This is a genomic window from Mesobacillus sp. QJM3NY_10, assembly GCF_056173465.1.
Window position 1 is genome coordinate 3,041,718 of sequence record NZ_CM149675.1, and the last position, 26,723, is coordinate 3,068,440.

26 protein-coding genes and 1 other annotated feature are annotated in these 26,723 nt (G+C 41.8%); of the genes, 12 read left to right on the forward strand and 14 right to left on the reverse strand.

What is annotated here, in order from left to right; translation table 11 throughout:
• Positions 1-8 precede the first annotated feature (8 nt).
• Together AC0VX7_RS15330 and AC0VX7_RS15335 are read left to right on the forward strand one after the other, a co-directional pair.
• Positions 9-416 carry a reverse transcriptase-like protein gene (locus tag AC0VX7_RS15330; protein ID WP_475424936.1) on the forward strand — a complete coding sequence of 136 codons (408 nt, stop codon included), beginning with the start codon at positions 9-11 and terminating at the stop codon, positions 414-416.
• Between the two features lies 1 nt (position 417).
• A complete protein-coding gene (locus AC0VX7_RS15335; protein ID WP_475424937.1) occupies positions 418-1,356 on the forward strand; it encodes a DMT family transporter in 939 nt (312 codons plus the stop codon).
• 31 nt (positions 1,357-1,387) lie between these two features.
• On the opposite strand, the gene AC0VX7_RS15340 is transcribed toward AC0VX7_RS15335, so the two are convergent.
• Together AC0VX7_RS15340 and AC0VX7_RS15345 are read right to left on the reverse strand one after the other, a co-directional pair.
• Positions 1,388-1,669: a DUF6123 family protein gene (locus AC0VX7_RS15340; protein ID WP_180321302.1), complete on the reverse strand. Its 282-nt coding sequence runs from the start codon at positions 1,667-1,669 to the stop codon at positions 1,388-1,390.
• 55 nt (positions 1,670-1,724) lie between these two features.
• Positions 1,725-2,186 carry a divergent PAP2 family protein gene (locus AC0VX7_RS15345; protein ID WP_475424938.1) on the reverse strand — a complete coding sequence of 154 codons (462 nt, stop codon included), beginning with the start codon at positions 2,184-2,186 and terminating at the stop codon, positions 1,725-1,727.
• 156 nt (positions 2,187-2,342) lie between these two features.
• Between AC0VX7_RS15345 and sspL the strand changes: the two genes are divergently transcribed.
• Positions 2,343-2,474 (forward strand): small, acid-soluble spore protein L, encoded by a 132-nt coding sequence (gene sspL, locus AC0VX7_RS15350; RefSeq protein WP_023627620.1) that lies wholly within the window; start codon positions 2,343-2,345, stop codon positions 2,472-2,474.
• 227 nt (positions 2,475-2,701) lie between these two features.
• Here the strand turns inward: sspL and AC0VX7_RS15355 are convergent, their stop codons facing one another.
• From AC0VX7_RS15355 to AC0VX7_RS15380, 6 genes are all read right to left on the reverse strand, one after another.
• A complete protein-coding gene (locus tag AC0VX7_RS15355) occupies positions 2,702-3,568 on the reverse strand; it encodes a 5'-3' exonuclease (RefSeq protein ID WP_475428170.1) in 867 nt (288 codons plus the stop codon).
• Positions 3,569-3,782: 214 nt separating this feature from the next.
• Positions 3,783-4,628, reverse strand: coding sequence for a sulfurtransferase (locus tag AC0VX7_RS15360; RefSeq protein WP_475424939.1), 846 nt, complete (start codon positions 4,626-4,628; stop codon positions 3,783-3,785).
• Positions 4,629-4,826: 198 nt separating this feature from the next.
• Positions 4,827-8,477: a dynamin family protein gene (locus tag AC0VX7_RS15365; protein ID WP_475424940.1), complete on the reverse strand. Its 3,651-nt coding sequence runs from the start codon at positions 8,475-8,477 to the stop codon at positions 4,827-4,829.
• A 382-nt stretch (positions 8,478-8,859) separates the two neighbouring features.
• Positions 8,860-9,429, reverse strand: a complete 570-nt coding sequence (locus tag AC0VX7_RS15370) for an isoprenylcysteine carboxyl methyltransferase family protein (RefSeq protein ID WP_475424941.1) — start codon at positions 9,427-9,429, stop codon at positions 8,860-8,862.
• A gap of 1 nt (position 9,430) precedes the next feature.
• A complete protein-coding gene (locus AC0VX7_RS15375) occupies positions 9,431-10,516 on the reverse strand; it encodes a type III polyketide synthase (protein WP_475424942.1) in 1,086 nt (361 codons plus the stop codon).
• 330 nt (positions 10,517-10,846) lie between these two features.
• Positions 10,847-11,620 (reverse strand): SDR family NAD(P)-dependent oxidoreductase, encoded by a 774-nt coding sequence (locus AC0VX7_RS15380; protein WP_475424943.1) that lies wholly within the window; start codon positions 11,618-11,620, stop codon positions 10,847-10,849.
• 1,237 nt (positions 11,621-12,857) lie between these two features.
• On the opposite strand from AC0VX7_RS15380, the gene AC0VX7_RS15385 reads away from it, so the two are divergent.
• From AC0VX7_RS15385 to AC0VX7_RS15395, 3 genes are read left to right on the forward strand one after another with little or no spacing between them, the layout of a single operon-like run.
• Complete coding sequence (locus tag AC0VX7_RS15385; protein ID WP_023627611.1) at positions 12,858-13,007, forward strand: hypothetical protein; 150 nt, start codon at positions 12,858-12,860, stop codon at positions 13,005-13,007.
• Between the two features lie 27 nt (positions 13,008-13,034).
• A complete protein-coding gene (locus AC0VX7_RS15390; RefSeq protein WP_215036601.1) occupies positions 13,035-13,511 on the forward strand; it encodes a cytochrome c oxidase subunit II in 477 nt (158 codons plus the stop codon).
• Complete coding sequence (locus AC0VX7_RS15395) at positions 13,511-15,166, forward strand: b(o/a)3-type cytochrome-c oxidase subunit 1 (protein WP_475424944.1); 1,656 nt, start codon at positions 13,511-13,513, stop codon at positions 15,164-15,166. The genes AC0VX7_RS15390 and AC0VX7_RS15395 overlap by 1 nt, the downstream gene beginning before the upstream one ends.
• 157 nt (positions 15,167-15,323) lie before the next feature.
• On the opposite strand, the gene asnS is transcribed toward AC0VX7_RS15395, so the two are convergent.
• The 4 genes from asnS to AC0VX7_RS15415 all read right to left on the reverse strand — a co-directional run bounded on the left by asnS (position 15,324) and on the right by AC0VX7_RS15415 (position 20,507).
• Positions 15,324-16,715 carry an asparagine--tRNA ligase gene (gene asnS, locus AC0VX7_RS15400; protein WP_475424945.1) on the reverse strand — a complete coding sequence of 464 codons (1,392 nt, stop codon included), beginning with the start codon at positions 16,713-16,715 and terminating at the stop codon, positions 15,324-15,326.
• A 53-nt stretch (positions 16,716-16,768) separates the two neighbouring features.
• Positions 16,769-16,999 (reverse strand) — a binding site (T-box leader).
• A gap of 284 nt (positions 17,000-17,283) precedes the next feature.
• Entirely contained in the window at positions 17,284-18,189 is a 906-nt protein-coding gene (locus AC0VX7_RS15405) for a DMT family transporter (RefSeq protein ID WP_475424946.1), read from the reverse strand.
• 81 nt (positions 18,190-18,270) lie between these two features.
• Positions 18,271-19,782, reverse strand: coding sequence for a carboxypeptidase M32 (locus tag AC0VX7_RS15410; RefSeq protein WP_475424947.1), 1,512 nt, complete (start codon positions 19,780-19,782; stop codon positions 18,271-18,273).
• A 491-nt stretch (positions 19,783-20,273) separates the two neighbouring features.
• Entirely contained in the window at positions 20,274-20,507 is a 234-nt protein-coding gene (locus tag AC0VX7_RS15415; protein WP_023627605.1) for a DUF2249 domain-containing protein, read from the reverse strand.
• Positions 20,508-20,703: 196 nt separating this feature from the next.
• Here AC0VX7_RS15415 and AC0VX7_RS15420 point away from each other — a divergent pair, with 196 nt between their 5' ends.
• Positions 20,704-20,838 carry a hypothetical protein gene (locus AC0VX7_RS15420; protein ID WP_286181314.1) on the forward strand — a complete coding sequence of 45 codons (135 nt, stop codon included), beginning with the start codon at positions 20,704-20,706 and terminating at the stop codon, positions 20,836-20,838.
• 38 nt (positions 20,839-20,876) lie between these two features.
• Here the strand turns inward: AC0VX7_RS15420 and AC0VX7_RS15425 are convergent, their stop codons facing one another.
• On the reverse strand, positions 20,877-23,240 hold the full coding sequence (locus AC0VX7_RS15425; protein WP_475424948.1) for a nitric-oxide reductase large subunit: 2,364 nt from the start codon (positions 23,238-23,240) through the stop codon (positions 20,877-20,879).
• A 223-nt stretch (positions 23,241-23,463) separates the two neighbouring features.
• On the opposite strand from AC0VX7_RS15425, the gene AC0VX7_RS15430 reads away from it, so the two are divergent.
• The 5 genes from AC0VX7_RS15430 (at position 23,464) to AC0VX7_RS15450 (ending at position 26,305) form a co-directional block, all read left to right on the forward strand.
• On the forward strand, positions 23,464-24,153 hold the full coding sequence (locus tag AC0VX7_RS15430) for a Crp/Fnr family transcriptional regulator (RefSeq protein ID WP_215037180.1): 690 nt from the start codon (positions 23,464-23,466) through the stop codon (positions 24,151-24,153).
• Positions 24,154-24,279: 126 nt separating this feature from the next.
• Positions 24,280-24,519: a DUF2249 domain-containing protein gene (locus tag AC0VX7_RS15435; protein WP_102263359.1), complete on the forward strand. Its 240-nt coding sequence runs from the start codon at positions 24,280-24,282 to the stop codon at positions 24,517-24,519.
• A 1-nt stretch (position 24,520) separates the two neighbouring features.
• Positions 24,521-24,736 (forward strand): DUF2249 domain-containing protein, encoded by a 216-nt coding sequence (locus tag AC0VX7_RS15440; RefSeq protein WP_215037179.1) that lies wholly within the window; start codon positions 24,521-24,523, stop codon positions 24,734-24,736.
• 5 nt (positions 24,737-24,741) lie between these two features.
• Positions 24,742-25,986: a hypothetical protein gene (locus AC0VX7_RS15445; protein ID WP_475424949.1), complete on the forward strand. Its 1,245-nt coding sequence runs from the start codon at positions 24,742-24,744 to the stop codon at positions 25,984-25,986.
• Between the two features lie 13 nt (positions 25,987-25,999).
• Entirely contained in the window at positions 26,000-26,305 is a 306-nt protein-coding gene (locus AC0VX7_RS15450; RefSeq protein WP_215037177.1) for a metal-sulfur cluster assembly factor, read from the forward strand.
• 104 nt (positions 26,306-26,409) lie between these two features.
• Here AC0VX7_RS15450 and AC0VX7_RS15455 read toward each other — a convergent pair whose 3' ends face one another.
• Entirely contained in the window at positions 26,410-26,577 is a 168-nt protein-coding gene (locus AC0VX7_RS15455) for a hypothetical protein (protein ID WP_158651564.1), read from the reverse strand.
• Positions 26,578-26,723: the final 146 nt, after the last annotated feature.

The window sequence follows — 26,723 nt, forward strand, 5'->3', positions numbered from 1 at the left end:
GATCTTTGTTGTTCGAAGTGTATATTGATGGTGCAAGTGCTGGCAACCCTGGTCCAAGCGGTGCTGGCATTTTTATTAAAGGTGAAGGGGAAGTTTTTAGATATTCCATTCCTCTTGGTGTCATGTCCAATCATGAAGCTGAATATCATGCATTTATAAAAGCATTGGAAATCTGCCTTGCTAAAGATTTTAAAGTTGTCTCCTTCAGAACCGATTCACAGCTTGTCAATGCAGCGGTTGAGAAAGAGTTTGTGAAAAATAAACTATATGCCCACCTTTTGGAAAAAGCACTACTGCTTGCCAGTCAATTCGACCTCTTCTTCATGAAATGGATTCCATCGAGTGAAAATAAGACAGCTGACGATCTGGCAAGAAAAGCGGTAAGGGACAACAACATGAAAGGAACCGAAAACTAACATGAAAGCATCAACCTTCGCGGATTTAAGCTTACTATTCGTAGCCCTCATCTGGGGCGCAACTTTTGTTCTTGTACAAAATGCAATTTCTTTTCTAGAGCCACAAGCCTTCAATGCTGTCCGCTTCACCCTGGCAGCAATCCTATTAGGGCTTTGGCTTATGTTTTTTGAAAAAGATCAGCTAAAAAAGCTGGATCGAAAATTAATTTTATCAGGAATAATGCTGGGCTTTTTTCTGTTCATCGGCTATGCATTCCAAACATTAGGCCTGTTGTATACAACCTCATCCAAGGCAGGCTTTATTACTGGTTTAAGTGTAGTCCTGGTACCATTGCTGATCATCGGGATTTTAAAACAGCGGCCAAGCATCAACTCTATAGCGGGTGTCTCTGCAGCAACTGCAGGTCTTTATCTTTTAACAATGTCAGATGTTTCAAGTCTTAACATTGGAGACGGCTTTGTCCTCATATGCGCAGCCGGTTTTGCTTTGCATATTGTTTTTACCGGAAAATACAGCAGCAGCTATCCAACGCTCCTATTAACGACAGTCCAAATCTCAACTGTTGCTGCCCTATCTGCAGTATCTTCTGTCCTATTCGAGGATTGGAAAAGGGCATTCAACCCTGAGGTCATTTTTTCAGCGAATGTCATGATTGCCCTGTTGGTTACATCAATACTTGCAACTGCACTGGCGTTTTTCATCCAGACCAATTTCCAGAAACATACGACGGCTACTCGAGTTGCCTTAATTTTTGCAATGGAGCCAGTCTTTGCGGCCATTACGGCTTACTTCTGGGCCAATGAACGTCTAACATACAGCGCCCTGGTCGGTTGTGCGCTAATTTTTGCCGGGATGGTTTTCGCGGAATTACCCTCTGGCAAATTCGAAAGTTTTATTCGTAAGGTCTTCCCAAAAAAAGAGGCTGATTTCAAAGCTTAACGCTTTGGAACCAGCCTTTTCTTTTCTTATCTTACACAGCCAAAAGCTCGATTTTTTTAACGTACTGCAATGCTGCTTTGCGGGAATGAATTTTATTAGAAGCGAACGTCTCCAGCAACGAGATATAAAAGCTTCCATCAAAACCTTTTTGGGCCTTAAGGGTAATTTCAATGGCTGTATTGGTAAGTTCATCGGTGGAATTCGTATATTGCTGACCGAAATAAATAAAGCCGATGGCATCCTCTCGCAACTGGAACCCTTTGCTTTTCAAATGAAGCAAGTAATCTTCAACTGTCCGCACTGACTGAATCAATCCTCTCTCTTCAAGGCGTCTCTAGTAAAATTTTACCGCAATATCCGAGCTTTTTCTACCGTTTTTTCGTTAAAAGATATCCAGCAAATCCCATAGCCATGCCAAAAAGGGCTCCGCCAAGTACTTCTTTCGGCTGATGGCCAAGCATTTCCTTCAATGGATCTGGAGACTTTTCTTCAAACTCTACAGGGTCATCCTCGTGGATCTTATCAATTAATTCATCGAGGTCATTTACTTTTAAAGTGAGTTCTCCAGTTTGTCTCCTTATCCCCTGGGCATCGTACATGACAATAATGCCGTATACGAGGGACAATGCGAACTCAACTGATCGTACCCCTTTTGTAAGAGCAACATATGTCGTTAAAGATGACACACCTGCTGAATGGGAGCTGGGCATTCCGCCGCTGGCCAAAAATAGATCTGGTTTCCACTCCTGTGTCTTTGCGTAATGAAACGGTATTTTTAAGGCCTGAGCAAGGCCAATACTTGAAATAGCAATAACTGCGCCTTTATTCATTATCCGTCACCTCCATGTTATTTTGAAGAAAAATGATTGCTTTTATTCTTGCCTGTTCATAATAAGGATTAAGCTGTAATAAGCAGACAACCTATAAAGGTTATTTCTCATTTCTGAACATTTTTAAACAAAAACTTTCTGGAGGGATCACGGATAATGAGCAAAAAAGGAAACAGAGGAACAAAGGCGCCCGGGGTAAATCCGCAAGGCTACGGACAAGATGCTGAATTTGCTGAAGAGCCAAAGTCAAAGCTTGAAAATGCCGCTAAGAAGAAGAATACAAAATAACTAACCAAAGAACAAAAAGCGCAAGCGCCTTGTTCAGCCCCGACAAGCGCTGGAGGGCCTGCCAGTGAAGTCGTTCTTTGACTTCATTGGCAGGACCGAAGCGTCTCGAGGGGCTAGGCGCTGGAGCTAGATTAAGAATACTACATGTATTTATCCACAACTAAATAATTTTTATAATTTCCTACACGATAAAAAATAACGGCTGGTATAAAAACCAGCCGTTTCCTTTAAGCGTGCATCGTTTCGTATTCGAACAAACGGTGCAGCCCTTTAAGTTCAACTTCATTGAACTTATCAAGCAGCTTTTCCCGGTCAATTTTAAATCTAGCGTCGTCCATCTTGCATTCAACAGGTACATCACATTTAATCTCGGCTAGCTGTCTGCTTAAATGAAGCATTTCAAGGTCAGCTTCGATTTTGGCCCGCTGTGATTTTGTCAATAGATGGAGGTTCGCGATGACACCTTCAACATCCCTATGTTCCTGGAGCAGCTTAATAGCGGTCTTTTCACCAATCCCACGGACTCCAGTATAGTTATCACTTGGGTCTCCCATGAAGGCCTTCAAATCAATCATCTGCTCAGGCCAGATACCCTTTTCAGCATACAGGGAATTGCGATCGTGGACTAGATAATTGCCATAGCCCTTCTGTAGCAGGATGACAGAAACCCGGTCATCGATCAGCTGGAGAATATCCTTATCACCTGTCAAAATCGTAACCGAATCCACTTCCTTAACCGTCCTGGCAATCGTGCCGATACAGTCATCCGCTTCATAGCCCCGCAAGCCAATATTTGGTACATCCAGGGCTTCCACTACCTCTTTGACAAGGTCAAACTGTGGCAGCAGCTCAACAGGTGCCTCAGGTCTATTCGCTTTATAATTGTCGAACATTTCCGTACGGAAGGTTTTACTGCCCATATCCCAGCATACAGCAGTATGGGTAGGCTTGAAATTTGCAACTGCAGTCGCAAAGTGTTTGATGAAACCGTGGATCGCATTTGTAGGGACCCCTTTGGAATTTATCATGAACTGTCCGGAAACAGCTGTTGCATAGAATGCTCTGAACAACAAAGCCATCCCGTCAACTAGCATTAGAGAAGTTTTATTATTTTCCAAGTTGGTACCTCCATTTGGTAAAATTTGAGCCATTGCTCTATTTTAAAGGCTTGAAGCCTAATTTAAAAAGTCAACTTTGATATTATAACATAACTCTCGGAGTTCCCTTTTATATTCCGAAAATAACGATTCTTCAATTAGTGAACTAACGCTGTGGAAGTGCATCAAAGAGCCCGCTTTTCTTAAAACTTTATTCACTCCTTGAGACTGGATTGTCTTTGTAGGAAACCCAATCGCTGTAGCTTCCGGCATAAAGCCTGACATTCTTGAATCCAGCTTCTTTTAGAGCGATAAAATTCGGCGTAGCTGTTACTCCAGATCCGCAATAAACAATGATAGGCTGATTAGGATTAAGTTCTGCAAATCTCTTTTTCTGTTCAGCACTAGGCTTAAAAGATCCATTTTCATAGCCTTCCATCCACGGCTTATTGATCGCTGTTGGAATATGGCCTGGAACTCGATCGATTGGCTCCTCGATCCCCAGGTACCTTTTACTTTCTCGCGAATCAATAAGGACCGTACTACCCGCCCCTTTTAGTGCGATATCTTTCACCTCTTCATAGGAAGCCAGCATTTCATGATTTTCTGCAACGGTGTATTTTGCAGTCTCATAATGTGGTACGGAATGGTCAACTGGATAGCCAGACTTCTCCCATGCATCGAAGCCTCCGTTCAGGATATAGACTTTTTCATGCCCAACGTATTTAAGAAGCCACCACAACCTTGAGGCGAACGCTCCTTCCTTTCCGTCGTAAACAATAACTGTTGTATTATTATCAATCCCGGCATCTTGCAGCCTTTCTTTAAACTGAGTTGTTTCCGGGAGCGGATGTCTGCCTCCATGTTCCCTGACTGTACCGGACAGGTCTTTTTCCAGATCGAAATAAACTGCACCAGGAATATGACTGCGTTCATATAGAAGCCTGCCCTCGTCAGGACTCCCAAGCTTGAAACGGCAATCGACAACTCTTGTATTCCCGTCTCCTAGATGGTCATTAAGCCATTCAGAATCTACATGATTTTGCAAGGAAACCACTCCTCAGGTAGTTTTTTTGGACATCAAATTTTTTACGTGTTCTTTAGGGTCCCAGCAGGAAAATTTATAATGGCTCTTCGTTTCATAGCCAAGCCTGCCACAATGGTAGTTCATTTTGCCATTCAGCTTTTCAGCCTGAAAATTAACACAAGTAGCACATGCATGAAATCTATTAATCGTCATCTTTGCACTCAACCTTTATTGAAAGTTTTTAATATTTAACAGTGCCCTTTTAACGGTATCAATAGAGAAGTTATCATCAAGTGCAGACGTAATCCCTTCAAAATACTCTGTGATCTGCTCTGAAAAATCCTCCTGGACTTTTAGAAACTCCCGAACCAATTCAGGCTGATAATGATTTTTCAGCCTAGCATTCTCTTCTTCAAGATACTCACCTGCAGGTCCATGTAAAAGTTTTTCAAGTTCATCCGCCATTAATTTCTTTTCATTCTTCTCAAAGAAGGATTTAGGATTCTTAAACATACCAAGGGTTTTCCTAAACTTGGTACGATCAATGTTTTGATATGCTGTTTCAAATTCTATGCCGGCAAGTGGACCACTATCTGTTGCAGAAATGGAAACCGAAGAGTTAATTTTCAATAGTTCACTTAACAGAGCTTCCTGGAACTCTTTTAATACCCGGATAATAAACGCTTCGGTCCTTAAAGACGTTGCTCTCATCTCCTGAGCCAGGTCATATCCAATGCTTTCAATCAACTCATCGAGCGCTGCTTCAAGGGCCTTCTTCATATTGCGTCCATCATCCTTTAATAGCGCAGGATTGAATGCCTCCCTGAAAAAGTCACCGAAACGGATGAATACACGCTGACGAATGTAATAAGTCAATTCATCGGCCTCGAGGTTCAAGCGTTCCTCAAGTACTGCTGATTTCTTTTGTGATAAAATACGCAGCATTTCTTCCTTTTCAGATAGAAGTTTTCGTCGTCTATCAGCTTTCGCTGCCTTGTCTTCTTCTGCAGAGCTGATCATTTCTTCGAACGTACCCACAGCCTGGCGCCATTTTGCCTCAGCGGCCTCGACAGCCATATTCATCAGGTCATTGGCGATGAATGTATAAAACGCCTTTTCAAATTGATTAAATAGCTGTTCTCCGGCAGACTCATTTTCCAGCTTCCCATTAAGGCCCTTTAAACTGGAAACAGGAAATAGATGCGGATTCCTGATGCCGTATTGGACAAGCTGGCCCTCAACATACTCTAAAACGGCTTCCTGTTCTTCCTCCGAATTCGCTAAATCAACGGCATTGACAATGAAGAACATTTTATCAAGTTCAAAGGTATCCTTGACCCTGCCAAGCTGAATCAGGAACTCGCGATCAGCTTTTGAGAACGCATGGTTATAGTAGGTTACAAATAAAATAGCATCTGAATTCTTGATATAATCAAAAGCTACCCCAGTATGGCGGGCATTGATTGAATCAGCACCTGGTGTATCAACAAGGGTTATCCCCTCTCTCGTAAGATCACAATCATAATAAACCTCAATCCACTCAACAAAACAGGATTTCTCCTCTTCAGCAACATACCCTCGGAATGATTCAAGATCCACCAAAAGCTTTTCCCCGAAACTGTTTTTAAAATCGCTGAATCCCTTGGCAAAGGCCTGCAGGAATGAGTAATGCGTCTTTTCTGCCGCACTGTAACCGCTATCCTCGGATTTGATACTATTGATTTGATCGATCGCTCGCTCGAAATCAGATGTGTTCTTGCCGAATAATCCTAGAGATCGGTCCAGTTCTTTCAGCAATTCGTCGGAACTTTTGATTTTGACAATTACCGTTCCGTGAGGATGCTCAGTTGTGACCGGTTTAATTTTATTAATAGCAGCAGTTGTCGGATTTGGAGATACCGGCAAAATTCTCTCCCCTACCAGAGCATTCGCGAAAGAAGATTTTCCAGCACTGAATGCACCAAACAAGGCAACAGTGAATTCTCTTTCTTTTAACCGTGCAGCTTTATCCTTCAATTCACGGGCGATTTTTTTCAAGCCAGGTATAGCTTCAATCTGTTCAGATGTAAAGTTCATTTTCCCGACCAGCTGCTGTTGTTCTTCGTGAAATTGCTCTATACCATTCCCCACTTGCTCGACAGGAGCTTCTACTGATGGAACGGTTTTTTCTCTGGTGGTGTTAGCAGAAACAGAGTCACTATTTATAATCACTTCCGGCTCATCTTCGGCAACTTTAAAAATAAGGAAGTCTTCCTCTTTATATTCTGCAGGTTCGCCATAGAGAATTTCCGATACAAGTCTACGTTGCTGGGAAAGGTTTTCCTGTATTGAATCCAACGCTTTCCATGCGGACAAAAGCTTCTCGAGGTTTTCTTCTTTTTTGAGAAGTTCATTTACCTCCTCATCATCATGACCTTTTACATGGTCGATGAACTGTCCCTTAATTGGCTCAAGCCTTCTTCTTGCGAGATTCTTCAATGCCTCAGCGACATCATTTGTATAGTTGAGGACATAGTCCCCAGATAGTCTCGCACCAGGTTTAACGGCATCTGAGAGGAGCTCTTTTTGGAACTCAATCTTGAAACCATTTGCTGCTGCCTGCAGCTCTGTCTGGGAAAGATTATGCTTCTTGATCAGCTTTGATAAAAAATCCTTGATATGCCAGTCGAGCTGGGATTGTACTTTATCCTCCAGTTCCCGGTAGAAATTGTCTAATCTAGCTGAGCGTTCCTGTTCTGTTTTTTGTTTTGAAAATAACAAGCCCACTTTAAAGTCTGGCTGCCTTGACTGCAGATAAGCTTCTGCTAACTCCCTGGTCTGGAATGGCATTAGATAGGCGTTTTTTAAGATATCATTGAGTCCATCACGGAATTCCCGTTCTGGGTCCCGTTCAACCTGGATTTTTTCAATATGCTTTCTTATGTCATCAAGATCTACTGACAGCTGTTGTCGCTCACTGTCAGAGATTCCTTCCAGGATCGTCTCAAATTGATCTATTTCTTCAGCAACATTCTGATGAAGACTCGCCAAATGGTCCTCCGACAGCTTTTCTAACGACTTAAAAATTGAAACTGGCAGTATTTCTTTTCTCTTGCCCTTTCGCTCCATGATAAATGATCGAAGCTCTTGAAACTGGTTATGTGGTGATTCAGGGTATTTCAACGACGTATAAAAAATCCCTGCATGCTTTACTCCCCAGTCAGCAAAGGAATCTTCAACACTTTGCTTAAACTGATTAAAAGACAATTCTGCATCCTGATGTTTGTCAACCTGGTTGATAATCAAGTAAAGTTCTTTTCCTGCGTCCGTTAATTCCTTTGTAAAAAGGAAATTAAGTTCTGATTGAACATGGTTATAATCCATCATATAAAAAACGATGTCTGACAGATGGAGAGCAGATTCAGTCGCTATGCGGTGGGCATCATCAGTAGAATCAATTCCCGGTGTATCCATAATGACTGCCTGTTCCAGGAACTCGGCCCCAATATGGCTGATTTCAATAGCCTGGATTTGTTCACCATCCTTACAGTACGTCTTGACGGTTTCATAATCATACGGAGCCGGATACAGACGAGACCCGCCGTCTTTAAAGATGACCTTAGCATATTCAGAGCCTGATTTGATCCTCACCAGATTCGCACTGGTTGGGATTGGGCTTGACGGCAGGATGTTGTCACCGATCAATTTGTTGATCATGCTCGATTTCCCTGCAGAAAAGTGTCCGCAAAAAGCGATTGAAAATTCTTCTTCAACTGCTTTCCTACCCAATTCCTTTGCTTTTTCAACTGTATCTTCGTCGTTATTTGTATTCATTAAATTATATAAAGATAAAATCTTTCCAAGAAGCTTTTGATCTTGCTGTGTAATAGTCTGGCCCATTCCTCTAACCCCTTGTGACAAAATTGTGAATAACTTTATTTTATATGATTTTTCGGTCTTTTCCTATAATTTCATTTTCGTCCCTTAGAAAAAGTAATGAAAAGCACATTAATTGCTCCAGTAAAGCACAAACAGGGACAGAAAGAAAAAGCCCGAACCTAAGCCCGGACTTTCAATCTAAATGAGAATATAGTTTTTTAATGAGGTTTTAGTACATTGCTCAATACATATTTCATAAGTAAGGAATAAGCAGCTATAGTCGAAACAACTAACATGGAAACCATTGGTACGACACCATCCTTAAGGTTCTTTTTTAACTGAGAATTATTTTCATCTTAAGAAAAGTGTAGCACTATTGATTATCATTTTCAATGGAAGGAGATTAATTGTCACACTTATTTAACAAATTCGGGACGAAACGCCCCTGATTGGAGAATTCAGATTCATATTTTGTCAACTCTCTCAATGCCTTCTCCTCTGCAGGAATTCTGATAGATAAAATAAGGATATTCAACAAAGTAAAGACCGCCATTGTGATATAAGCATTGAACATCAATGGAATCACAATCAACTCGATCGCAACAATCAAATAGTTTGGATGCTTGATGATCTTATAAGGACCTCTTTTTACGACATTAGCCCCGGGAAGAATGATGATCTTTGTATTCCAGAACCTACCCAAAGAAGCTAGTGCCCAAATTCTCATTGCCTGTGTAAAAATAAACAGAGCAAGCAAGACAGGCCAATAATCTGAAAGGTTTTTATCCAATAGGATCACTTCCAGAATAAAAGATATGAAAAAAGCTGTATGGATCGACACCATCGCAGGATAATGCCCCTGGCCGAATTCTACGGCTCCCTGATCTTTCATCCAGGCCTCATTTTTTCTCGCGATGACCAGTTCTGTTATCCGCTGAAAGATAATCGATCCGACAAATATGAGGAACACCACGTTACTCCCACCTCATCAATAGCAATTCCGAGCTAAAACCTGGACCAAGTGCAGCACCGAGTCCAAGATCTCCTGCCTTCGCTGTCTCCATGAACCTTCTTAATACATATAGTATGGTCGCAGAAGACATATTCCCGTATTCTTTTAAGACGTCCAGGGAAGTCTCGGTCATTGTTTTAGGAAACTTCATGGCAGAAACGTAGGCTTCCAATACTTTCTTACCTCCTGGGTGCGCAATAAAATGATCAAGATCTGGAACATCAAGACCATTGGTATTTAAAAACCTTAAGACATTTGGCTGAAGCCAGTTTTCGATGATCGTCGGTATATCCTTCGAAAATACGACATACAATCCCTCATTCTTCACTTCCCATCCCATAACATCTTCAGAATCAGGCATCGTTGTGGATTGTGTACCGATAATATTAGGTGCAGCATCTTTTTTCATTATATTTTCATAGCCAGAATCATCACCACAGACCATGGCACAGGCAACCCCGTCTGCAAACAATGAAGTTCCGATCAGATTGCTCTTTGATCGATCGTTCCGCTGGAAGGTTAAACTGCATAATTCAACGGATAGCACAAGTACTTTCGCCTTCGGGTAGGCCAGGCAGTACTCATAAGCACGCGAAAGCCCGCTTGCCCCACCTGCACAGCCGAGGCCCCAAATCGGAATCCTTTTAGTGTATTGTGATGATGGCAATATATTCATTATTCTCGCATCAATGCTAGGAGTCGACACACCTGTGCTGCTGATGGTAAAAATAGCATCGATCTCTTCAAGGGGGACTTCGTCTTTTAAAAATACATCACTCTTCAGGCAATTAGAGATCGCTTTTGCCCCAAGTTCCACAGCTGCCTCGATATAGGCATTATTCTTCTCTTCAAAAGTATGGTCATTTTCGAACCAATCAAGATCTTTGGCAAAATGGCGTTTCTCGATTTGGCCGTTCTGGAAAACGGTGAGCAGCCTATTTATATCCTTAAAGGATTCCTTGAATAGCTTTTCTGCGAAATCCATTACCTTTTCTTGTTCTATTGTAAATGGCGGCAATGCTTCTGCAATGGATATGACTCTTGGCATGTTATACTCTCCTCACATCTATGTACGGTTACTTTTTCCATTTACCCAGAGAGTATACAGTCAAACTAGCTTAGACTAAAACGAAAAAAAAAGCTTTCCCCACAATCGGGGAAAGCCTAACGTTTTGAAGGAGTTGCTGTGCAAGTTCATTATACAATGCTCTCTTGCCTTATACATTATAAAATCTTTACCAGTTGACAATCGATTGATCTTCAACAAAATCATTCATGTCAGTGACCTTTTTCGGTTAAAAATAGATCCTTCCTTTAAACCGTAAAGATGCTATTCGGATTAAGAAGAGCTCCTTTGAGTAATTCTACCTTCTCTTGATCAGAATCCGTGAATCGTCATACCTCCGTCGACGAATAAAGTTTGGCCTGTCACATAGTTTCCTGCGTCAGAACTTAGGAAGACAACTGGTCCTACCAGCTCAGGCAATTCCCCAATTCTCTTCAACGGCGTTACAGCAAGGATGTCTTCAACATACGCTTCATCTGCCAATAGCTTTTCAGTCAGAGGTGTTTTGAAATACCATGGACCAATTGAATTCACATTAATACCGTATTGTCCCCATTCCATCGCGAGCACCTTTGTCATCTGCATTAGGGCTGCCTTAGTTGCCGCATAGACGACACCGGTCCTCAGGGCTACTTGCCCCGCTACAGACGCGATATTGATGATTTTGCCTCCTGATTGCTGTCCCTTCATGACTTTTCCGGCTTCCTGAGACATCATGAAGGCTGATTTTAAATTGGTATCCATGATCGTTTGCCATTCTTCATCCGTCGCCTCTAATGCCTTTGAACGGATATTCATGCCAGCATTATTGACAAGGATATCAATCTTTCCCCATTCAGTGCGTACTGCTGAAATTGATTTATGTACTTGATCCCTATTTGTTACATCTGTTGGGAGCACGAGAGTTTTAATCCCTAATTTTTCAATTACCGATGAAGTTTCCTTAAGATCCTCCTCCGTTCGTGCAAGTAAGGCAACATTTGCTCCAGCTTCAGCAAGTCCGATCGCAATCGCCCTGCCAATCCCTCTTCCCGCACCAGTCACTACTGCCGTTTTACCCTTCAAATCAAAAGATGGCAAAAACATACACATCATCCTCCTGCACTAAGTTGACTTAATTTTAACATAATACGCAGGAAAATTAGGTTTACTCGCCTGGCAAAAGAAAAAGCACCAAACCAGGTGCTCTATTTCTCGTTGGACTGATTTTGCACCTCAATCCAGATTTGTTTTTCTGCTGCTCCGCCACATTTTTTACATAATCGCACTTCATCATATATGAGGCGGCAATGTTCACAATAAAACTTTTGCATATATACCACTTCCTGAAAGATCCATTTTCTATTAGTTTATTAGCTCTGCGCAGAATGGTGATACCTGTTTTTCATAAAACCTAATGATGTTAAAAGAGGTAGCTAATTACCTTTGACCCTAGTTAGATTTGAAGTTTTTTAATTTCTGGATGATTATGGTCGCTAGTTTTAGGACTAAGCATTTAGACGTCAAAAAGAAAATTACTGTTATTTTGACAGGTTTGATGATGAAGTGGACAAAGCTGTCATGATTACTCTGTTTTTTTGACAGCTTTGATGGCGAATTGGACAAAGCTGTCATGATTCCTCTGCTTTTTTTGACAGCTTTGATGCCGAATTGGACAAAGCTGTCAAGATTACTCTGTTATTTTGACAGCTTTGCAGGTGGAGAAACCAAAGCTGTCATAATTCCTCTGCTTTTTTGACAGCTTTGATGGTGAAGTGAACAAAGCTGTCATGATTCCTCTGCTTTTTTGACAGCTTTGATGGCGAATTGGACAAAGCTGTCATGATTACTCTGCTTTTTTGACAGCTTTGCAGGTGGAGAAACCAAAGCTGTCATAATTCCTCTGTTTTTTTGACAGCTTTGATGGCGAATTGGACAAAGCTGTCAAGATTACTCTGTTATTTTGACAGCTTTGCAGGTGAAGAGACCAAAGCTGTCATGATTCCTCTGTTTTTTTGACAGGTTTGCAGATGCAGAGACCAAAGCTGTCAAGATTCCTTTGTTCTCCAATGTCAAGTCGATCTATCACATTCTAATCCGTTAATTTGTGATTTTGCTCACTTTTTCACATGGTGATTTTCACAGATTATTCACAATTACCCCTCGTACCATGTGACTTAAATCACTGTATTGACGCGTTTTCACCATTAACATAGTAAATATATCAGGTATGAACAATTTGTGAACTGTTTGAAACCGTATTTACGTTTCCAAATTGTTTTGTATTATGAGAATGTACTTATCATTTATAAACGAACATTTTATACGAAGGGAGTGGACCGGAATGGCTCAGCCTGGAATCGGGAAGAAAACCCATACGAAGGTGGAAGACCAATCTTCCTTGAAAGGAACACTTGCATCCGTTTTCTTGTTAGGATTCTTTTTAATCGTTACTTGGGTAGGCGTTTATTTCTTATTTGTTGATCGTTTTTAAGAGAGACCAAAAGGGGAGAAAGAAGCTATGCACATTCATAAATTTGAAAAAATCTGGCTGATATTCGGAATTACGACCTTGATCGTATTCCTAAGTGTAATTGGGGTCAGCGCCTTCTATTTAGGCAACCAGCCACCAAGCTGTCTTGCAACAATCAATCCTGAAAAGGTAGATACTACAGCACCTTTCGATGAGCCGGGACTGAAGAAGGTTGAAGGAAAGGAATGGGATTACGAACTTGTTTTTGTAGCATCCGCATTTGCCTACAACCCTGGACAGGTAGAAGTTCCAAAAGGAGCTAAAGTAAAAGTGATCGCGACTACGAAGGATGTCATTCACGGCTTTCAGGTTGCAGGCACTAATATCAACATGATGCTAGAGCCTGGATATATCAGTGAGTACGTTACCACGTTTGACAAAGCCGGTGATTACCTGATTGTTTGTAATGAATATTGTGGTGTCGGCCACCACATGATGTCGTCTAAAATCGAGGTGGTAGAATAATGAATACACAATCAGCAAAGACAGTTGTTGACCGCCGAGACGGCAAATTGGCAATGGCCCACTTTTATGTTGCTTTCATCGCTCTTGCAATCGGTGGTCTTGCAGGTTTGCTCCAGACCCTTGTCCGTTCTGGAAAATTCGAATTACCTTCATGGACAGGATACTACCAGATCCTGACCATCCATGGTGTCGTACTTGGACTCGTGCTTACAACATTTTTCATTATGGGATTCCAGCTCTCTCTTGTGAGCAAAACATCCGGAACATTAACTGATAAACAGCGAAAGACTGGCTGGATTGGTTTCTGGACGATGACCATCGGTACTGTAATGGCTGCTATCATGATCCTGACAAACCAGGCTTCTGTTCTTTATACATTCTATGCACCATTACAAGCACACGCACTCTTTTACTTAGGACTTACTCTTGTTATCGTCGGAAGCTGGATTGACGGTGCTGCAATCATCATGGCTTACTCTTCATGGAGAAAAGCTAATCCTGGAAAGCCTAGCCCGCTGTTGACTTTCATGTCACTCGTCAACACGCTTATGTGGATCGTAGCTACGATTGGTGTCGCTGCTACTGTATTATTCCAGCTGCTTCCTTGGTCACTTGGCCTTGTAGAGCGTGTAGATGTGTTGGTTAGCCGTACATTGTTCTGGTACTTCGGCCACCCGCTAGTATACTTCTGGCTGCTGCCTGCATATATGGCCTGGTACGCAATCGTGCCAAAGATCATTGGCGGAAAGATTTTCTCTGATTCATTGGCAAGGATGTCATTCATTCTGTTCCTGTTGTTCTCGATTCCAGTAGGTTTCCACCACCAGTTGATGGAGCCAGGTATTGATCCAGCATGGAAATTTCTTCAGGTTATTTTGACATTCCTTGTTGTCATCCCATCATTGATGACCGCATTCTCATTGTTTGCGACCTTTGAAATGTTTGGACGTTCAAAAGGATCAACCGGCTTATTTGGATGGGTGAAAAAGCTTCCTTGGGGAGATGCCCGTTTCGCAGTGCCGTTCATCGGCATGCTTGCATTCATTCCTGCTGGTGCTGGCGGACTAATCAACGCTTCCCACCAGTTGAACCAGGTAGTACACAACACCATCTGGGTTACAGGCCATTTCCATTTGACACTTGCGACTTCAGTCGTACTGACATTCTTCGGGATTTCTTATTGGCTGGTCCCTCACCTCACAGGCAGGGTACTGACAAAAGCTATGAATAAACTAGCAATCATTCAAGGTATCGTCTGGGCAATCGGAATGACATTCATGTCTGGCGCAATGCACGCAGCCGGCCTGCTTGGAGCTCCACGCCGTTCATCATTCTCAACCTATGGCGGTTCAGAGCAAGCTGCTGAGTGGATTCCTTACCAGATTGCACAGGCAGTTGGCGGATCGATCCTTTTCCTTGGAATCATCCTGATGCTTTACATTTTCATCAACCTTGCTTTCTTCGCACCTAAAGGGGAAGAAGAATTCCCTGTTGGAGAAGTTGCTGATCAAGCAGAAAAAACTCCGATGGTATTTGAAAACTGGAAACTGTGGCTAGGTATCACGGTTCTTTTAATCCTTTTCGCATACACAATACCGTTCATCGATATGATCGAAAATGCACCGATTGGATCGAAGGGATATAAGTTCTTCTAAAAAACCACTTTACGTGAATCAGTTTTAGAAATAAGTTAACCAAAACAGGGTTTGAAATTGCAAAAGATTTCAAACCCTGTTTTTGATTTATAACAGCATTTACCATAAAAAAATAGGATGCCTCGGCATCCTATTTTTCATTTTTACTACTATTTTATTAAAAGTCTGCATTTCCTGGTGTACGAGGGAATGGAATGACATCGCGGATGTTCTTCATTCCTGTTAGATACATGACAAGTCGTTCGAACCCAATTCCATAGCCAGAATGCTTTGTGCTGCCGTATTTTCTAAGCTCTAGATACCACCAGTAATCTTCTTCTGACATACCAAGTTCTTTAATTCGATTTGCAAGGACTTCTTCTCTTTCCTCACGCTGGCTGCCGCCGATTAACTCGCCAATACCGGGAACCAAAAGGTCTGTCGCGGCAACTGTCTTGCCATCCTCATTCGCGCGCATATAAAATGCCTTAATTTCTTTCGGATAGTCGGTTACGAAGACAGGACGCTTGTAAATTTCCTCGCTAAGGTAACGTTCATGTTCCGTTTGCAAATCCGTACCCCATTCAACAGGGTATTCAAATTCCTTACCTGAGTTCTTTAATAATTCAACAGCTTCGCTATAAGTAACCCTTCCGAAATCGGATTCTAATGCATTCTGCAATCTTTCAATAAGCGTTTTATCAATAAAGCTGTTAAAGAAGGCCATTTCTTCTGGTGCATGCTCAAAGACGTAATCAATGACATACTTGACCATTTCTTCTCCAAGGTCCATGATATCCGGTAATTCTGCAAAGGCAACTTCAGGCTCGACCATCCAGAATTCTGCGGCATGTCGTGCCGTATTTGAATTTTCTGCTCTGAATGTCGGACCAAAGGTATACACATTACGGAAAGCAAGAGCAAAGCTTTCCGCATTCAATTGACCGCTCACGGTTAAGTTGGTTTCTTTCCCGAAGAAATCTGCACCTTCATCCACTTTTCCGTCTTCGTTTTTTGGAAGCTGGTTCAAGTCCATTGATGTCACACGGAACATTTCCCCTGCTCCTTCAGTATCGCTTCCAGTTATAATCGGTGTATGTACATATACAAACCCTTTGTCTTGAAAGAACTTATGAAGGGCATAAGATGCAAGAGATCTTACCCTGAAAACGGCTGAGAATGCATTGGCTCTCGGACGTAAATGAGCGATGGTTCTCAAATATTCAAGGGTATGTCTCTTTTTTTGTATAGGATAATCTGTATCGGACAATCCCTCGACGACAATTTTTGTCGCTTTAATTTCAAAAGGCTGCTTCATTTCAGGAGTTGGAACAAATTCACCTTCAACTAAAACAGAAGAACTGATAGGCAACTTTGTAATTTCTTTAAAGTTATCCAGGGTATCTTCAAAAACAATTTGTACACTCTTAAAGAATGTTCCATCGTTTAACTCCATAAAGCCAATCGTTTTGGAATCACGAAGAGTACGGATCCATCCTGTAATTTGAACAGTTTTGTCTTTAAAATTTTCTTGATTTCTGTATAAATCTTTTACTACGGTCTTAATCATAATTAGCCTCCTTATGGTAATTTTTCGCAATAAAAAAAGCCTTTTATCCCCAAAAAAGGGACGAAAGGCTGAACTTCCGCGGTACCACCCAAATTGTCATAAAATGACCAACTTACTACTGCTACCCAGTCTGTAACGTGCTGGAAACGTCTAAGCCTACTCACGATATCCCTTTCGGTTAGAACTCAAAGGTGTTCTTCATTTATGCTTCATCACCAGGCTTCCACCGTCCCCGGCTCGCTATCGAATATAGCAAAAACTACTTTCCTTTTCATCGATCTAAAATATGTAGTTTTCAAAAGGATTTTTACTGTAATAATTTATCACAAAAGATAATCCTTTGTCTAGTTGCCCCATAATTTATATACATTTATCCTCAAAATATTGTGTACAATCTTAAGTGAAATAATTCACTTAAATTAAGACTCTGTTAAACTCTGCTGTAGATTTTCGTTCCATGCGCTTCTCTTCCTCGGGCTGGCGCTGAGCTTAAACTAATAACTAAAAAGTGCTTTTAGTTCGAACAGTAAAAAGGAGCCGGGGTTTGAGCCAGGCTCCTTTCTCTGAATCATACTGTGAAGTGCTCTTTTTGCTTTCTGATGGGAAATGAGATATTGATAGATATCACAGATATGATAATCAATGCGGATCCGAGCATCTGAAGACCGCCCAGCCTGTCACCATACACCAGTATTCCCAGCATGGTGGCAACGACCGGTTCCAGTGTAGCAACTACTGCAGCAGTACTGCTTTCTGTCCTTTCAAGGCCCCAGGAGTATGCAAAATAGGCGAGTACAGTCGGGAATATCCCTAAGCCTAGGGCATAAAGCCATACATCGCCATTGAAAATAGCTGTTGCCTTGCTAACTATGCCGGTCGTTGGCACAAGAGCTGCAGTTGCGACAATGAATGTATATAATGTGACAGTATAAGGGTGATAACTCCTCAAAGCAACTTTACCAAAAATACTATACAGCGCATAACCAAATCCTGCTCCAAGACCAATCAGGATACTGGTGACAGAAAATGAAGTCCCCCCCTGTCCTGTGATTCCTGCGGCAAGTGTACAACCAACCACCGTCAAGATAATCGCTATCAGTTTTTTCCGGTTAATCTTTTCCTTCAAAAAGAAAAAAGATAAGATAGCCACGAAAGCTGGAGAAGTATACAGCAGGGCGACAGCTATTGGAATGTTCATTAGATTGATGGCCGTGAAATACGCCCAGTTAAAAAAGACGATACTGAATATTCCTGTGCCGACAAAAAGATACAAATCCTTCATTCTGATCTTTAAATGGTTACGGTATGATACGATTCCTATCAGGATCAAGATGATGGCAGCAGTCATCACTCTGATTGCCACGATTTCCATCGCAGTGAATCCGGCATTGGTTAGGCCTTTAACAAAAAAGCCAATCAGCCCCCACATCGCGGCCGCAAATGCAATCATTATATAAGGTAATTTCCTGGACAATAGGTTTCACCACACAGAAAAGATGGCAGAAATACTGCCATCTTATTTTACTAAGGCTCTAAATAGTTAAAAAGATTTTTCTTAGACTAATTGATATACCTTATTGTATTTTTCGTATAGGTAATCTACCAGGTATTGGGCGTTGAGTCCCTCACCTGTTACATCTGTCAAAATTTCAAGGGGCTTTTTCATTTTTCCATGTTTATGGACGTTCTCCGTCATCCATTCTTTAACAGGCTGAAGATTTCCTTGTTCTAGTAATTCCTCATAATTCGGTAAATCTTTCAGCATGGCATTCTTGAACTGAGCGGCATACATGTAGCCTAATGCATAAGAAGGGAAATAGCCAAAGCTGCCTCCTGCCCAATGGACATCCTGCAGGACTCCCTCTGCATCATTTTCAGGCCTGATTCCGAGATACTGCTCGTATTTATCATTCCAGATCCGTGGAAGATCCTTAACTTCTATTTCATCGTTGAACAAGCCTTTTTCAATTTCATATCGCACCATTACATGCAATGGATACGTTAGCTCATCAGCCTCAATCCGGATCAAGCTTGGTTTGGACTCATTGACTGCACGATAGAAATCCTCTACTTCCACTCCGGAAAACTGACCATCTGAATACTCCTGCAGCAAGCTGTAGTTGTGCTTCCAGAAAGAGTAATTGCGCCCAACAAAGTTCTCATAGAAGAGCGACTGTGATTCATGGATTCCCATGGATGTGCCAGAACTCAAAGGAGTGCCGACTAGCTCTTCAGAAATGTTTTGTTCATAAAGAGCGTGTCCGCCTTCATGAATTGTACCGAAAACAGCTGTCCGGAAATCTGATTCATCATATTTTGTCGTAACCCTTACATCTCCAGGGTTAAGCCCCATCGCAAACGGATGGACCGTTTCATCAAGACGTCCAGCATCAAAGTCATAACCCATTTGTTTCAGGATTTCGAGGCTGAATCCACGCTGCTTGTCTTTAGGAAAGTTCTTGAACAAGAATCCTGTTTCAGGTTTAGTTGTTGAGCTGGAAATTTGCTGAACGAGTGGGACAATTTTTTCACGAAGGTCGCCAAATACCTGATCGAGAACCTCGACAGTAACACCGGGCTCATACATATCTAACAGAGTATTGTACTTATTTCCTTCATATCCCCAATAACCAATGAATTTCTTTGTCGTATTAACTAGTTTTTCAAGATAAGGTCTGAACATTTCAAAGTCGGACTCAGCCTTCGCTGCTTCCCAAACTGTTTCTGCCTTTGATTGAAGAATCACATATTCTCGATATTCATCTACAGGGATTTTCTTATTACGGTCATAATCCTTCCTGCACTCGTCCAGTGTCTTATGGGTAATTTCAGATAAACTTTGTTCATTTGAAAGTCGTGCTATGTATGATGCCATTTCTTCTGAAGTTGACATGTTAAACAGCTCGGAAGAAAGTACCCCGATCACTTCTGAACGCTGCTCTGCTCCTTTTTTCGGAGCTCCTGTCCTTAAATCCCAATAAATTAATGATAGCGCCTCACCATAGGCAGCCATTTTTTTGACATAATCCAAAAATTTCTTTTCTGTCTGCTTTACATCACTCATCATTTTCACCTCATTTTTCTCTTTCCTGTTTATCTTATCATACTTTTCTGAAATTTAGGTTTGCGAATATCAAAAAGCGAAAGCGCCTTGGTCAGCCCCGACATGTGCTGGTGTGCCGACCGGTGAAGTCGCTCTTTGACTTCACCTGAGCGGATTGAAGCGACTCGAGGGGCTATGCGCTGGAGCTGGATTAATAAGTCTTCTTGCACTATTCACAACTTAACAACTAAGAAATATTTTAAACAAAGGCTCTTTTCTCAAACTTTGTTGCTATTTGACTACAAAATAGGATTTTATGAGCATTTTTCTTGGTAAAGTTGACTCTTTTGTGAGAAAAGAGCATGCAAACTTTATTCCGAACTGCAAAATGGCCTTGTACTACGTTAAAATCGGCTTTAGGATTTTAACAACAATCTTTACGAAAACAGCCTAAACAAAAATAAAAACAACAGGCGAACCTGTTGTTTTAGAATCAGAGGATGTTTTTTTATTGGTTACTTCGTTTTTCCGATTGCCACACGCCATGTTTCTGGACCTTCTTCAAGGTACTCCCATGAAAATGCTTCTGGACGCTCCATCATGAATTGGTATTGAAGCGGTCTAGGGTCATGATCATTGACGATTTGCATAAATTCTCCCTTTTTCAGAGAATCAAAGTTTTGGAATATTGTAGGGTGTTTTTCCCGTGGTGCATAGTCAGGTACATTGATAATTACGTTAAAAGTCATTTCCCTCTCTCCTTTAATTTCTGTTTTTCTTTACATTTTGATTATAGAACTACCATTATCCATTTGTAGTGAGCGCGGTCACAGTTTGACTATGACTTCTTTCATTCAAGAGGATTAGTTAGATTTAAGTATTCATCAGGAAAAAAAGAGGAACTTACCTGATTAAAGAGAACTCTAAAATGAGGGAGGGGTTTTTTTGAAAGAGTTAGTAGGCAGCTGCGATCGTTGTGGAAAAGAGATTTTTTGCATGGATGGTTTTTTGAATGGTGTACATAAAGATGGGAAAGTACTTTGTTTTGAGTGTGAAAAAGAAGATGAAGACAAAGCATAATAAAAACCGCAAAGCGATGACGCTTTGCGGTTTTCCTATTACTCTTCATCAACAGCCAAATCTTTTACTGGCAGCTGTTCTCCTTCTTTATGTGTCACTTTACGGAGATTGAAGAGTGCTTTTACGCTAAATATTGCCAGCGCTGCAACACCAATCAAGAAAATTGTATCAGGGATTGCTCTCAGTGTCAGCAGCATTTCAACCGTTTCCTGCTGTAAGAACTGAGATGAACGTGATGCTGCATAGCCATTGAAGTATGCTTCTTTTAACTGTAGGTATCCCACTGGCAGCAAGGACAGGAATACCATGCCTGCCAAGCCTACGTTCAGCATGATGACAATGAATTTAACCCACCTGTCGCTCCATTTTTCAGGCTTTACAATATTGCGCAATGAGTAGACCAATACTGCCCCTGCGAACATACCGTACACACCCATCATAGCCGCGTGGCCATGGGCCGGTGTCAGGAACTGACCGTGCTCAAGGAAACTCACTGCAGGCAGGTTGATCAGGAAGCCGAGTACCCCTGCACCAACCAGGTTCCAGATTGCTACAGAAATCAAGAACCAGAAAGTTCCTTTATAAGGGAAATCAACTCCCCCATCTCTCATCATTTTGTACTGCTCATATGCTTCCAGAATCAGCAATGTCAATGGGATGACTTCAAGAGCAGAGAATACAGAACCGAGCGCAATCCAGACTTCGGAAGAACCATTGTAATAATAGTGGTGCCCGATACCGATGACGCCTGCTCCCATCAGCAGGATCAACTGGAAGTATAATGCCTTTATTGTTGATTTTTTCGTGACAAGCTTCATTTGGACCATCAAGAAACCAATGACAACTACTGCGAAAACTTCGAAAATCCCTTCAACCCAGAGATGGATGATCCACCAGCGCCAGTAGTCAGCAAAGGTATAGTGTGTACCTGGATTGATCATGAAAGCAAAGAAGTAAAATGCTGGAACAGCGATTGCTGAGTAGAACAATAGGTGAATCAAGCCGCCTTTATCAGATTCCCTCTTCAAACCACTCTTGATGCCACGGAATACGATGAACAGCCAGATCAGCATTCCGGTCGCAAGAATGAACTGCCATAAGCGTCCTAGTTCAAGGTATTCCCAGCCCTGGTGGCCTAGCAGGAACCAATTGTTTCCTAAGTAACCGTTAGCACCAAGCCATTGGCCAATCATGCTGCCTGCTACAAGGACAACTAATGCCCAGAAAAGAATGTCAACCAGTAATCCCTGGCGCTTTGGTTCATGTCCGCCAACCAGCGGAGCGATGAAGATACCCATCCCAAGCCACGCTGTCGCAATCCAGAAGATAGCGAGCTGCAGGTGGAAGCCTTTTGTAATGTTGAATGGCAGGATATCATGGACCCATTTCATTCCAAAGAAACTATCAGGCTCGATATAATAGTGCGCCAGCAGCGCTCCGAACATTGCCTGGACAAAGAACAGCACAGATACAATTGCAAAATATTTACCTGTCTTTATTTGTGAAGAAGTAAGCGGCAGCTTCCTCAAATCAATTTTAGGGAAGTTACCATTTGTATAAGCCTCTTGCATTCCCAGGTGATAGCGATAGAAGACAAACAGGATCAAGCCTACGAACAAGATCAATATGGTCACACTCGCCCCGCTCCACCAGATTGCCGAGAATGACATTGTGTTTCCTGCGTCCTCATAATATGGCCAGTTATTTGTATAGGTGATATCATCGTCTGGCCTTTCTGTACTTGATAGCCAAGCTGTCCAGAAAAAGAAATCAGCGATTTGTTCAATCTGGTCGCCCTTCGAAACCCAGGCGCGTTCACCGTCCGGCATATGCTTTTCCTGGATTAACCCTGGTTTTAGACCCCACTGGTCACCTTCAGTAAAAATAGTATGATAGAATTCCCTTACCTTTTCATGTCCATATATTTGCGCATCCGTCAGCACCAGCTTATCTGTATCCGGCACATAACGGTTTTCACGCATTTCCTTCATGACATTGTCCCGGATGATTGTTTGTTCATCACCCGATAACTCTTTGAAACCTTTACTATATTTTTCTTGTGCGCTGAAGTCATGCATTCCATCAGTATAAATCTTCAGTGCCTCTGCCGTATAATCAGGCCCCATATAGGATCCATGCCCTAATACAGTTCCATAATCCATCAAACCATATTTCTGGAAGACAGCCTGCCCTCCCATGATACTCTCTTTTGTTAAGATGACCTCTCCCTTTTCGCTTGTGACTTCAAGCGGCCTCGGAGCCATATCTTTAAAGATCCAGTAACCTCCTGTCAGGAGTACTGTAAAGCTAAGTAATAATGTAATGATGAGTACGGATTTCAACAGTGAGTTTCTATTTTTCTTGACCACTGCCTTCGTGGATGTCCCTTGCTGGATTTCCATCGACCATACATCCCCTTCCCTGTTTGATTTACAACCTAAGCATAAAGGGAAACAGATGTTGAGTTTGTGAAGTTCCTCATTTGTCGGGTGTGATTTTTCACACAGTGATGATAATTATTTTCATAAAAACGTCAAAATATGATTCAGGTCACTTTATGCTCCCTGATAGGTTGATAAACTTCATAGTAGATACTTAATCCATAATATTGAGGAGCAGATTGATATGCATATATCCCAAATCAGGCAGCAATTAAAAGAGGTTCCTATTTTCAAAGAATTATCACCAGAGGAGCTGGATCCGATTGTTGAAATCGCCCAGCCAAGATTCTTTAAAAATAAAATGTATGCCTTCATGCAGGGAGATCCGCTTGACCGGGTTTTCTTCATCTATTCAGGTAAGGTGAAGATTTATAAAACAGATTCATCAGGCAGGGAACAAATCGTTTCCGTCCTTGAGACTGGTGAAATGTTCCCTCACGCCGGCTTCTTCAGGAAAGGCCAATATCCAGCACACGCGGAAATAATGGAAGACACACAAATGATCATCGTACCTATCTCAAAATTTGAAGAAATCCTGGTTGCCTACCCCGAACTTTCTATTAAGTTATTCCGTGTCCTTGGCGAGAAAATTGTCGATCTGCAGGCCAGGCTTGAGGAGCAGATTCTTCATAATACGTACGAACAGATCATTATGCTGTTGCTCCGCCTATGCAAGACTAATGGAGAAAAAAGAGAACATGGGTTTAAATTGACTACCCATTTTACCAATAAAGAATTCGCCAACATGATCGGTACCTCCAGAGAGACCGTCAGCAGAACCATCAACCATTTAAAAAAGAAAGATTACTTAAGCTTGGATCCTGACGGCTTCTATTTAATAGACCATGAAAAATTGCATCAGGAATTGTTTTAGCAGGAAGCCACAGTTTCTTGCAGAAAAATTAATTTCCTGCTGTTAAGTGATGCGTATCACGGAAGAAATGAATGAAAATGATTATCATTTAATCATACCAACTATAGTATCGAGGAGCTGAACGATATGGAACACAGAACGATTGAATTGGATGTGCGTGAGGATATCAATAATAAGCTGGAGCCTTTCCAAAAAATCATGGAAGCCATTGGAGATTTGGAATTGAATGACAGACTGGTCCTCCATGCTCCTTTCAAGCCCGTCCCCTTGTATGGTGTTTTAAAAGCAAAGGGATTTGAACACGAAGTCGAAAAAATCGAGGCAAAACATTATAAAATCACTTTTACCAAAAAGGGAGGGAAATAGGATGATACTAGACAATAGAGGTCTAGAACCGCCACAGCCGATGATGAGGACGCTGGCAAAGCTTGAAGAGCTTGAGGCAGGTCAGACGCTTATCATTATCAATGACCGCCGTCCGATGTTTCTGTTCGAGCAGCTGGATGAACTTGGGTTTATATATTTGACCGAACAGCAAGAAGATGGCAGCTATCGCGTGACTATTTCCCGAAAAGCGGGGTGATTGAAGTGTTTCAGCAAAGCAGTGGTAACGAAACAAATATAAAGCTTCCTTTTTCATTCATCGGCTTCAGCATGCTGGCGTTAATACTTTCACAGCTGCTGATCCTGCTGAACGGTGACCTACTTGTTTCCGGCGTGTTCCGATTGCCGGCAATCTGGTCTGCTGCACATCTTTTCGTACTCGGCTGGGCCCTGATGGTCGCTATGGGGGCGATGTACCAGCTGGTGCCTGTCGCATTCCTGACACCGATTTGGAACGAGAAATTCGGCTTTTGGCAATTGGCGGTAACGACTGCCGGTATCGTATCTTTCGCTTCGGCACTGTATCTTCGCCCACAGGATGCCTTGATTCCAGGAATCCTGACATTGATCGGAATTTTGATGTTCATTTTTCAGATGTTCATGACTCTTAAGAGCCAGGCAAAACCAAATATCCTAACTTTGTTCGTCGGTACTGCACTTTTTTCTCTCCTGGCTACAATTACACTCGGGATCACCCTGGTCCTGAGTATGAAGACAGGATTTGCTTCGGAATATTATCAAGCTATTTTTAAGACCCACATCCTGCTGGGTACAGTTGGCTGGTTCTCATTCTTGATCTTTGGCTTTTCTTATAAGATGGTTCCGATGTTCTCACTTTCACATGGCTACTCGATGAAACCTGCACCATATGTATTCGGTGTTTATGTTGTTGGAATGATCATTTTGATCTCTTCCTTCTTAACGGGCAGCCATCTGTTTGAAGTGTTGGGAACTCTCATGCTATTTGCCGGGTTCATGATTTTCACCTGGCATGTCAAAATGATCATTGATAAGCGAGTGAAGAAGAAGCTTGACCGTCCATTCATGTTCGCCTTATTTGCGATTGGCTGCGGGGCTTTAATCCACTTTGCCGCTTTTACAGGAAGTGCCACAAATCTTCTTTCAAAAATGGCAGTGCCGATTATTTTATTATATTTAGTCGCCTGGATTGCATTCAGTATCATTGGTTATCTATATAAGATCGTACCTTTCCTGTGGTGGACTCATAAATACAGCAAGGAAATCGGTAAAAAGAAGGTTCCTGCGTTAAAAGACATGATGGATGAGAAGCTGGCACTGCCGCTTTTCATCATGTTCTCTGCAGGTACGATGCTTCTTTTACTGTCATTCATTGTCAAGCTTATGCCTGTCTTTTACATCGGCCAGGGTTTGATTGTTATCGGGGCTATCCTATTCAGCTATATTATCGCCAAAGTGGTAACTATATAAGGAGGAGTTAGAAATGACTGAATTAAAGGAAAAAATCAGAGAAAATTTAAAAACTGTGATAGATCCAGAATTGAATATTAATGTTGTGGACCTGGGCTTGATTTATGAAATCGACGTTCCAGAACCTCGAACAGCAAGAATTTTAATGACACTCACGACTCCAGGCTGCCCTCTTCATGACAGCATCGCCAGCGGCATTAAGTATTGCGTACAAGGCATGGAAGACATTGACCATGCAGACGTACAATTGACTTGGGAGCCAGCCTGGACTCCAGACCGCATGACGGAGGATGGAAAAAGACTGCTACAGGGATTTTAATTTAGACGTCCAAATGCATCAGAACTTATTAGAGTAATATATGAAGTATTCATAAACAAGGGCAAAAAAAGAAACGCTTGTAATCCAAGCGTTTCTTTGCATGTTTATTTAGCGTTTGAAAGGCCAAATGACAATGCCTGACGAAAGTTGTTTTCCGCTTCCTGCAATTCTGCCAGTTGGAGTTCATCAGCCTGGAATTCATTACGCAAAGCCTCTGTACTAGTTGAAAGAGCTTTTGAGATCCGTTGAAAGTCAATAAAAGAATAATTCATTGCCATCCCTCCATTTCATAAAAAATGCAAGTATAAATGTATTTTATTCCCCTGCATCCTTATTTATTCCAGGAAAATAATTGGTCATTGTTTTTCCAACATGTGCCTACAAACAAAAGCCTCCTGTTCAGCAGGAGGCTTTGTCT

Coding starts and splice junctions, on each gene's coding strand:
- AC0VX7_RS15355 (WP_475428170.1), bottom strand. CDS start 3,568: ATGCTAGTTGACGGGATGGCTTTGTTGTTCAGAGCATTCTATGCAACA.
- AC0VX7_RS15395 (WP_475424944.1), top strand. CDS start 13,511: ATGAATACACAATCAGCAAAGACAGTTGTTGACCGCCGAGACGGCAAA.
- AC0VX7_RS15385 (WP_023627611.1), top strand. CDS start 12,858: ATGGCTCAGCCTGGAATCGGGAAGAAAACCCATACGAAGGTGGAAGAC.
- asnS (WP_475424945.1), bottom strand. CDS start 16,715: ATGATTAAGACCGTAGTAAAAGATTTATACAGAAATCAAGAAAATTTT.
- AC0VX7_RS15425 (WP_475424948.1), bottom strand. CDS start 23,240: ATGGAAATCCAGCAAGGGACATCCACGAAGGCAGTGGTCAAGAAAAAT.
- sspL (WP_023627620.1), top strand. CDS start 2,343: ATGAGCAAAAAAGGAAACAGAGGAACAAAGGCGCCCGGGGTAAATCCG.
- AC0VX7_RS15345 (WP_475424938.1), bottom strand. CDS start 2,186: ATGAATAAAGGCGCAGTTATTGCTATTTCAAGTATTGGCCTTGCTCAG.
- AC0VX7_RS15450 (WP_215037177.1), top strand. CDS start 26,000: ATGACTGAATTAAAGGAAAAAATCAGAGAAAATTTAAAAACTGTGATA.
- AC0VX7_RS15390 (WP_215036601.1), top strand. CDS start 13,035: ATGCACATTCATAAATTTGAAAAAATCTGGCTGATATTCGGAATTACG.
- AC0VX7_RS15380 (WP_475424943.1), bottom strand. CDS start 11,620: ATGTTTTTGCCATCTTTTGATTTGAAGGGTAAAACGGCAGTAGTGACT.
- AC0VX7_RS15365 (WP_475424940.1), bottom strand. CDS start 8,477: ATGGGCCAGACTATTACACAGCAAGATCAAAAGCTTCTTGGAAAGATT.
- AC0VX7_RS15430 (WP_215037180.1), top strand. CDS start 23,464: ATGCATATATCCCAAATCAGGCAGCAATTAAAAGAGGTTCCTATTTTC.
- AC0VX7_RS15415 (WP_023627605.1), bottom strand. CDS start 20,507: ATGACTTTTAACGTAATTATCAATGTACCTGACTATGCACCACGGGAA.
- AC0VX7_RS15435 (WP_102263359.1), top strand. CDS start 24,280: ATGGAACACAGAACGATTGAATTGGATGTGCGTGAGGATATCAATAAT.
- AC0VX7_RS15375 (WP_475424942.1), bottom strand. CDS start 10,516: ATGCCAAGAGTCATATCCATTGCAGAAGCATTGCCGCCATTTACAATA.
- AC0VX7_RS15455 (WP_158651564.1), bottom strand. CDS start 26,577: ATGAATTATTCTTTTATTGACTTTCAACGGATCTCAAAAGCTCTTTCA.
- AC0VX7_RS15410 (WP_475424947.1), bottom strand. CDS start 19,782: ATGATGAGTGATGTAAAGCAGACAGAAAAGAAATTTTTGGATTATGTC.
- AC0VX7_RS15335 (WP_475424937.1), top strand. CDS start 418: ATGAAAGCATCAACCTTCGCGGATTTAAGCTTACTATTCGTAGCCCTC.
- AC0VX7_RS15440 (WP_215037179.1), top strand. CDS start 24,521: ATGATACTAGACAATAGAGGTCTAGAACCGCCACAGCCGATGATGAGG.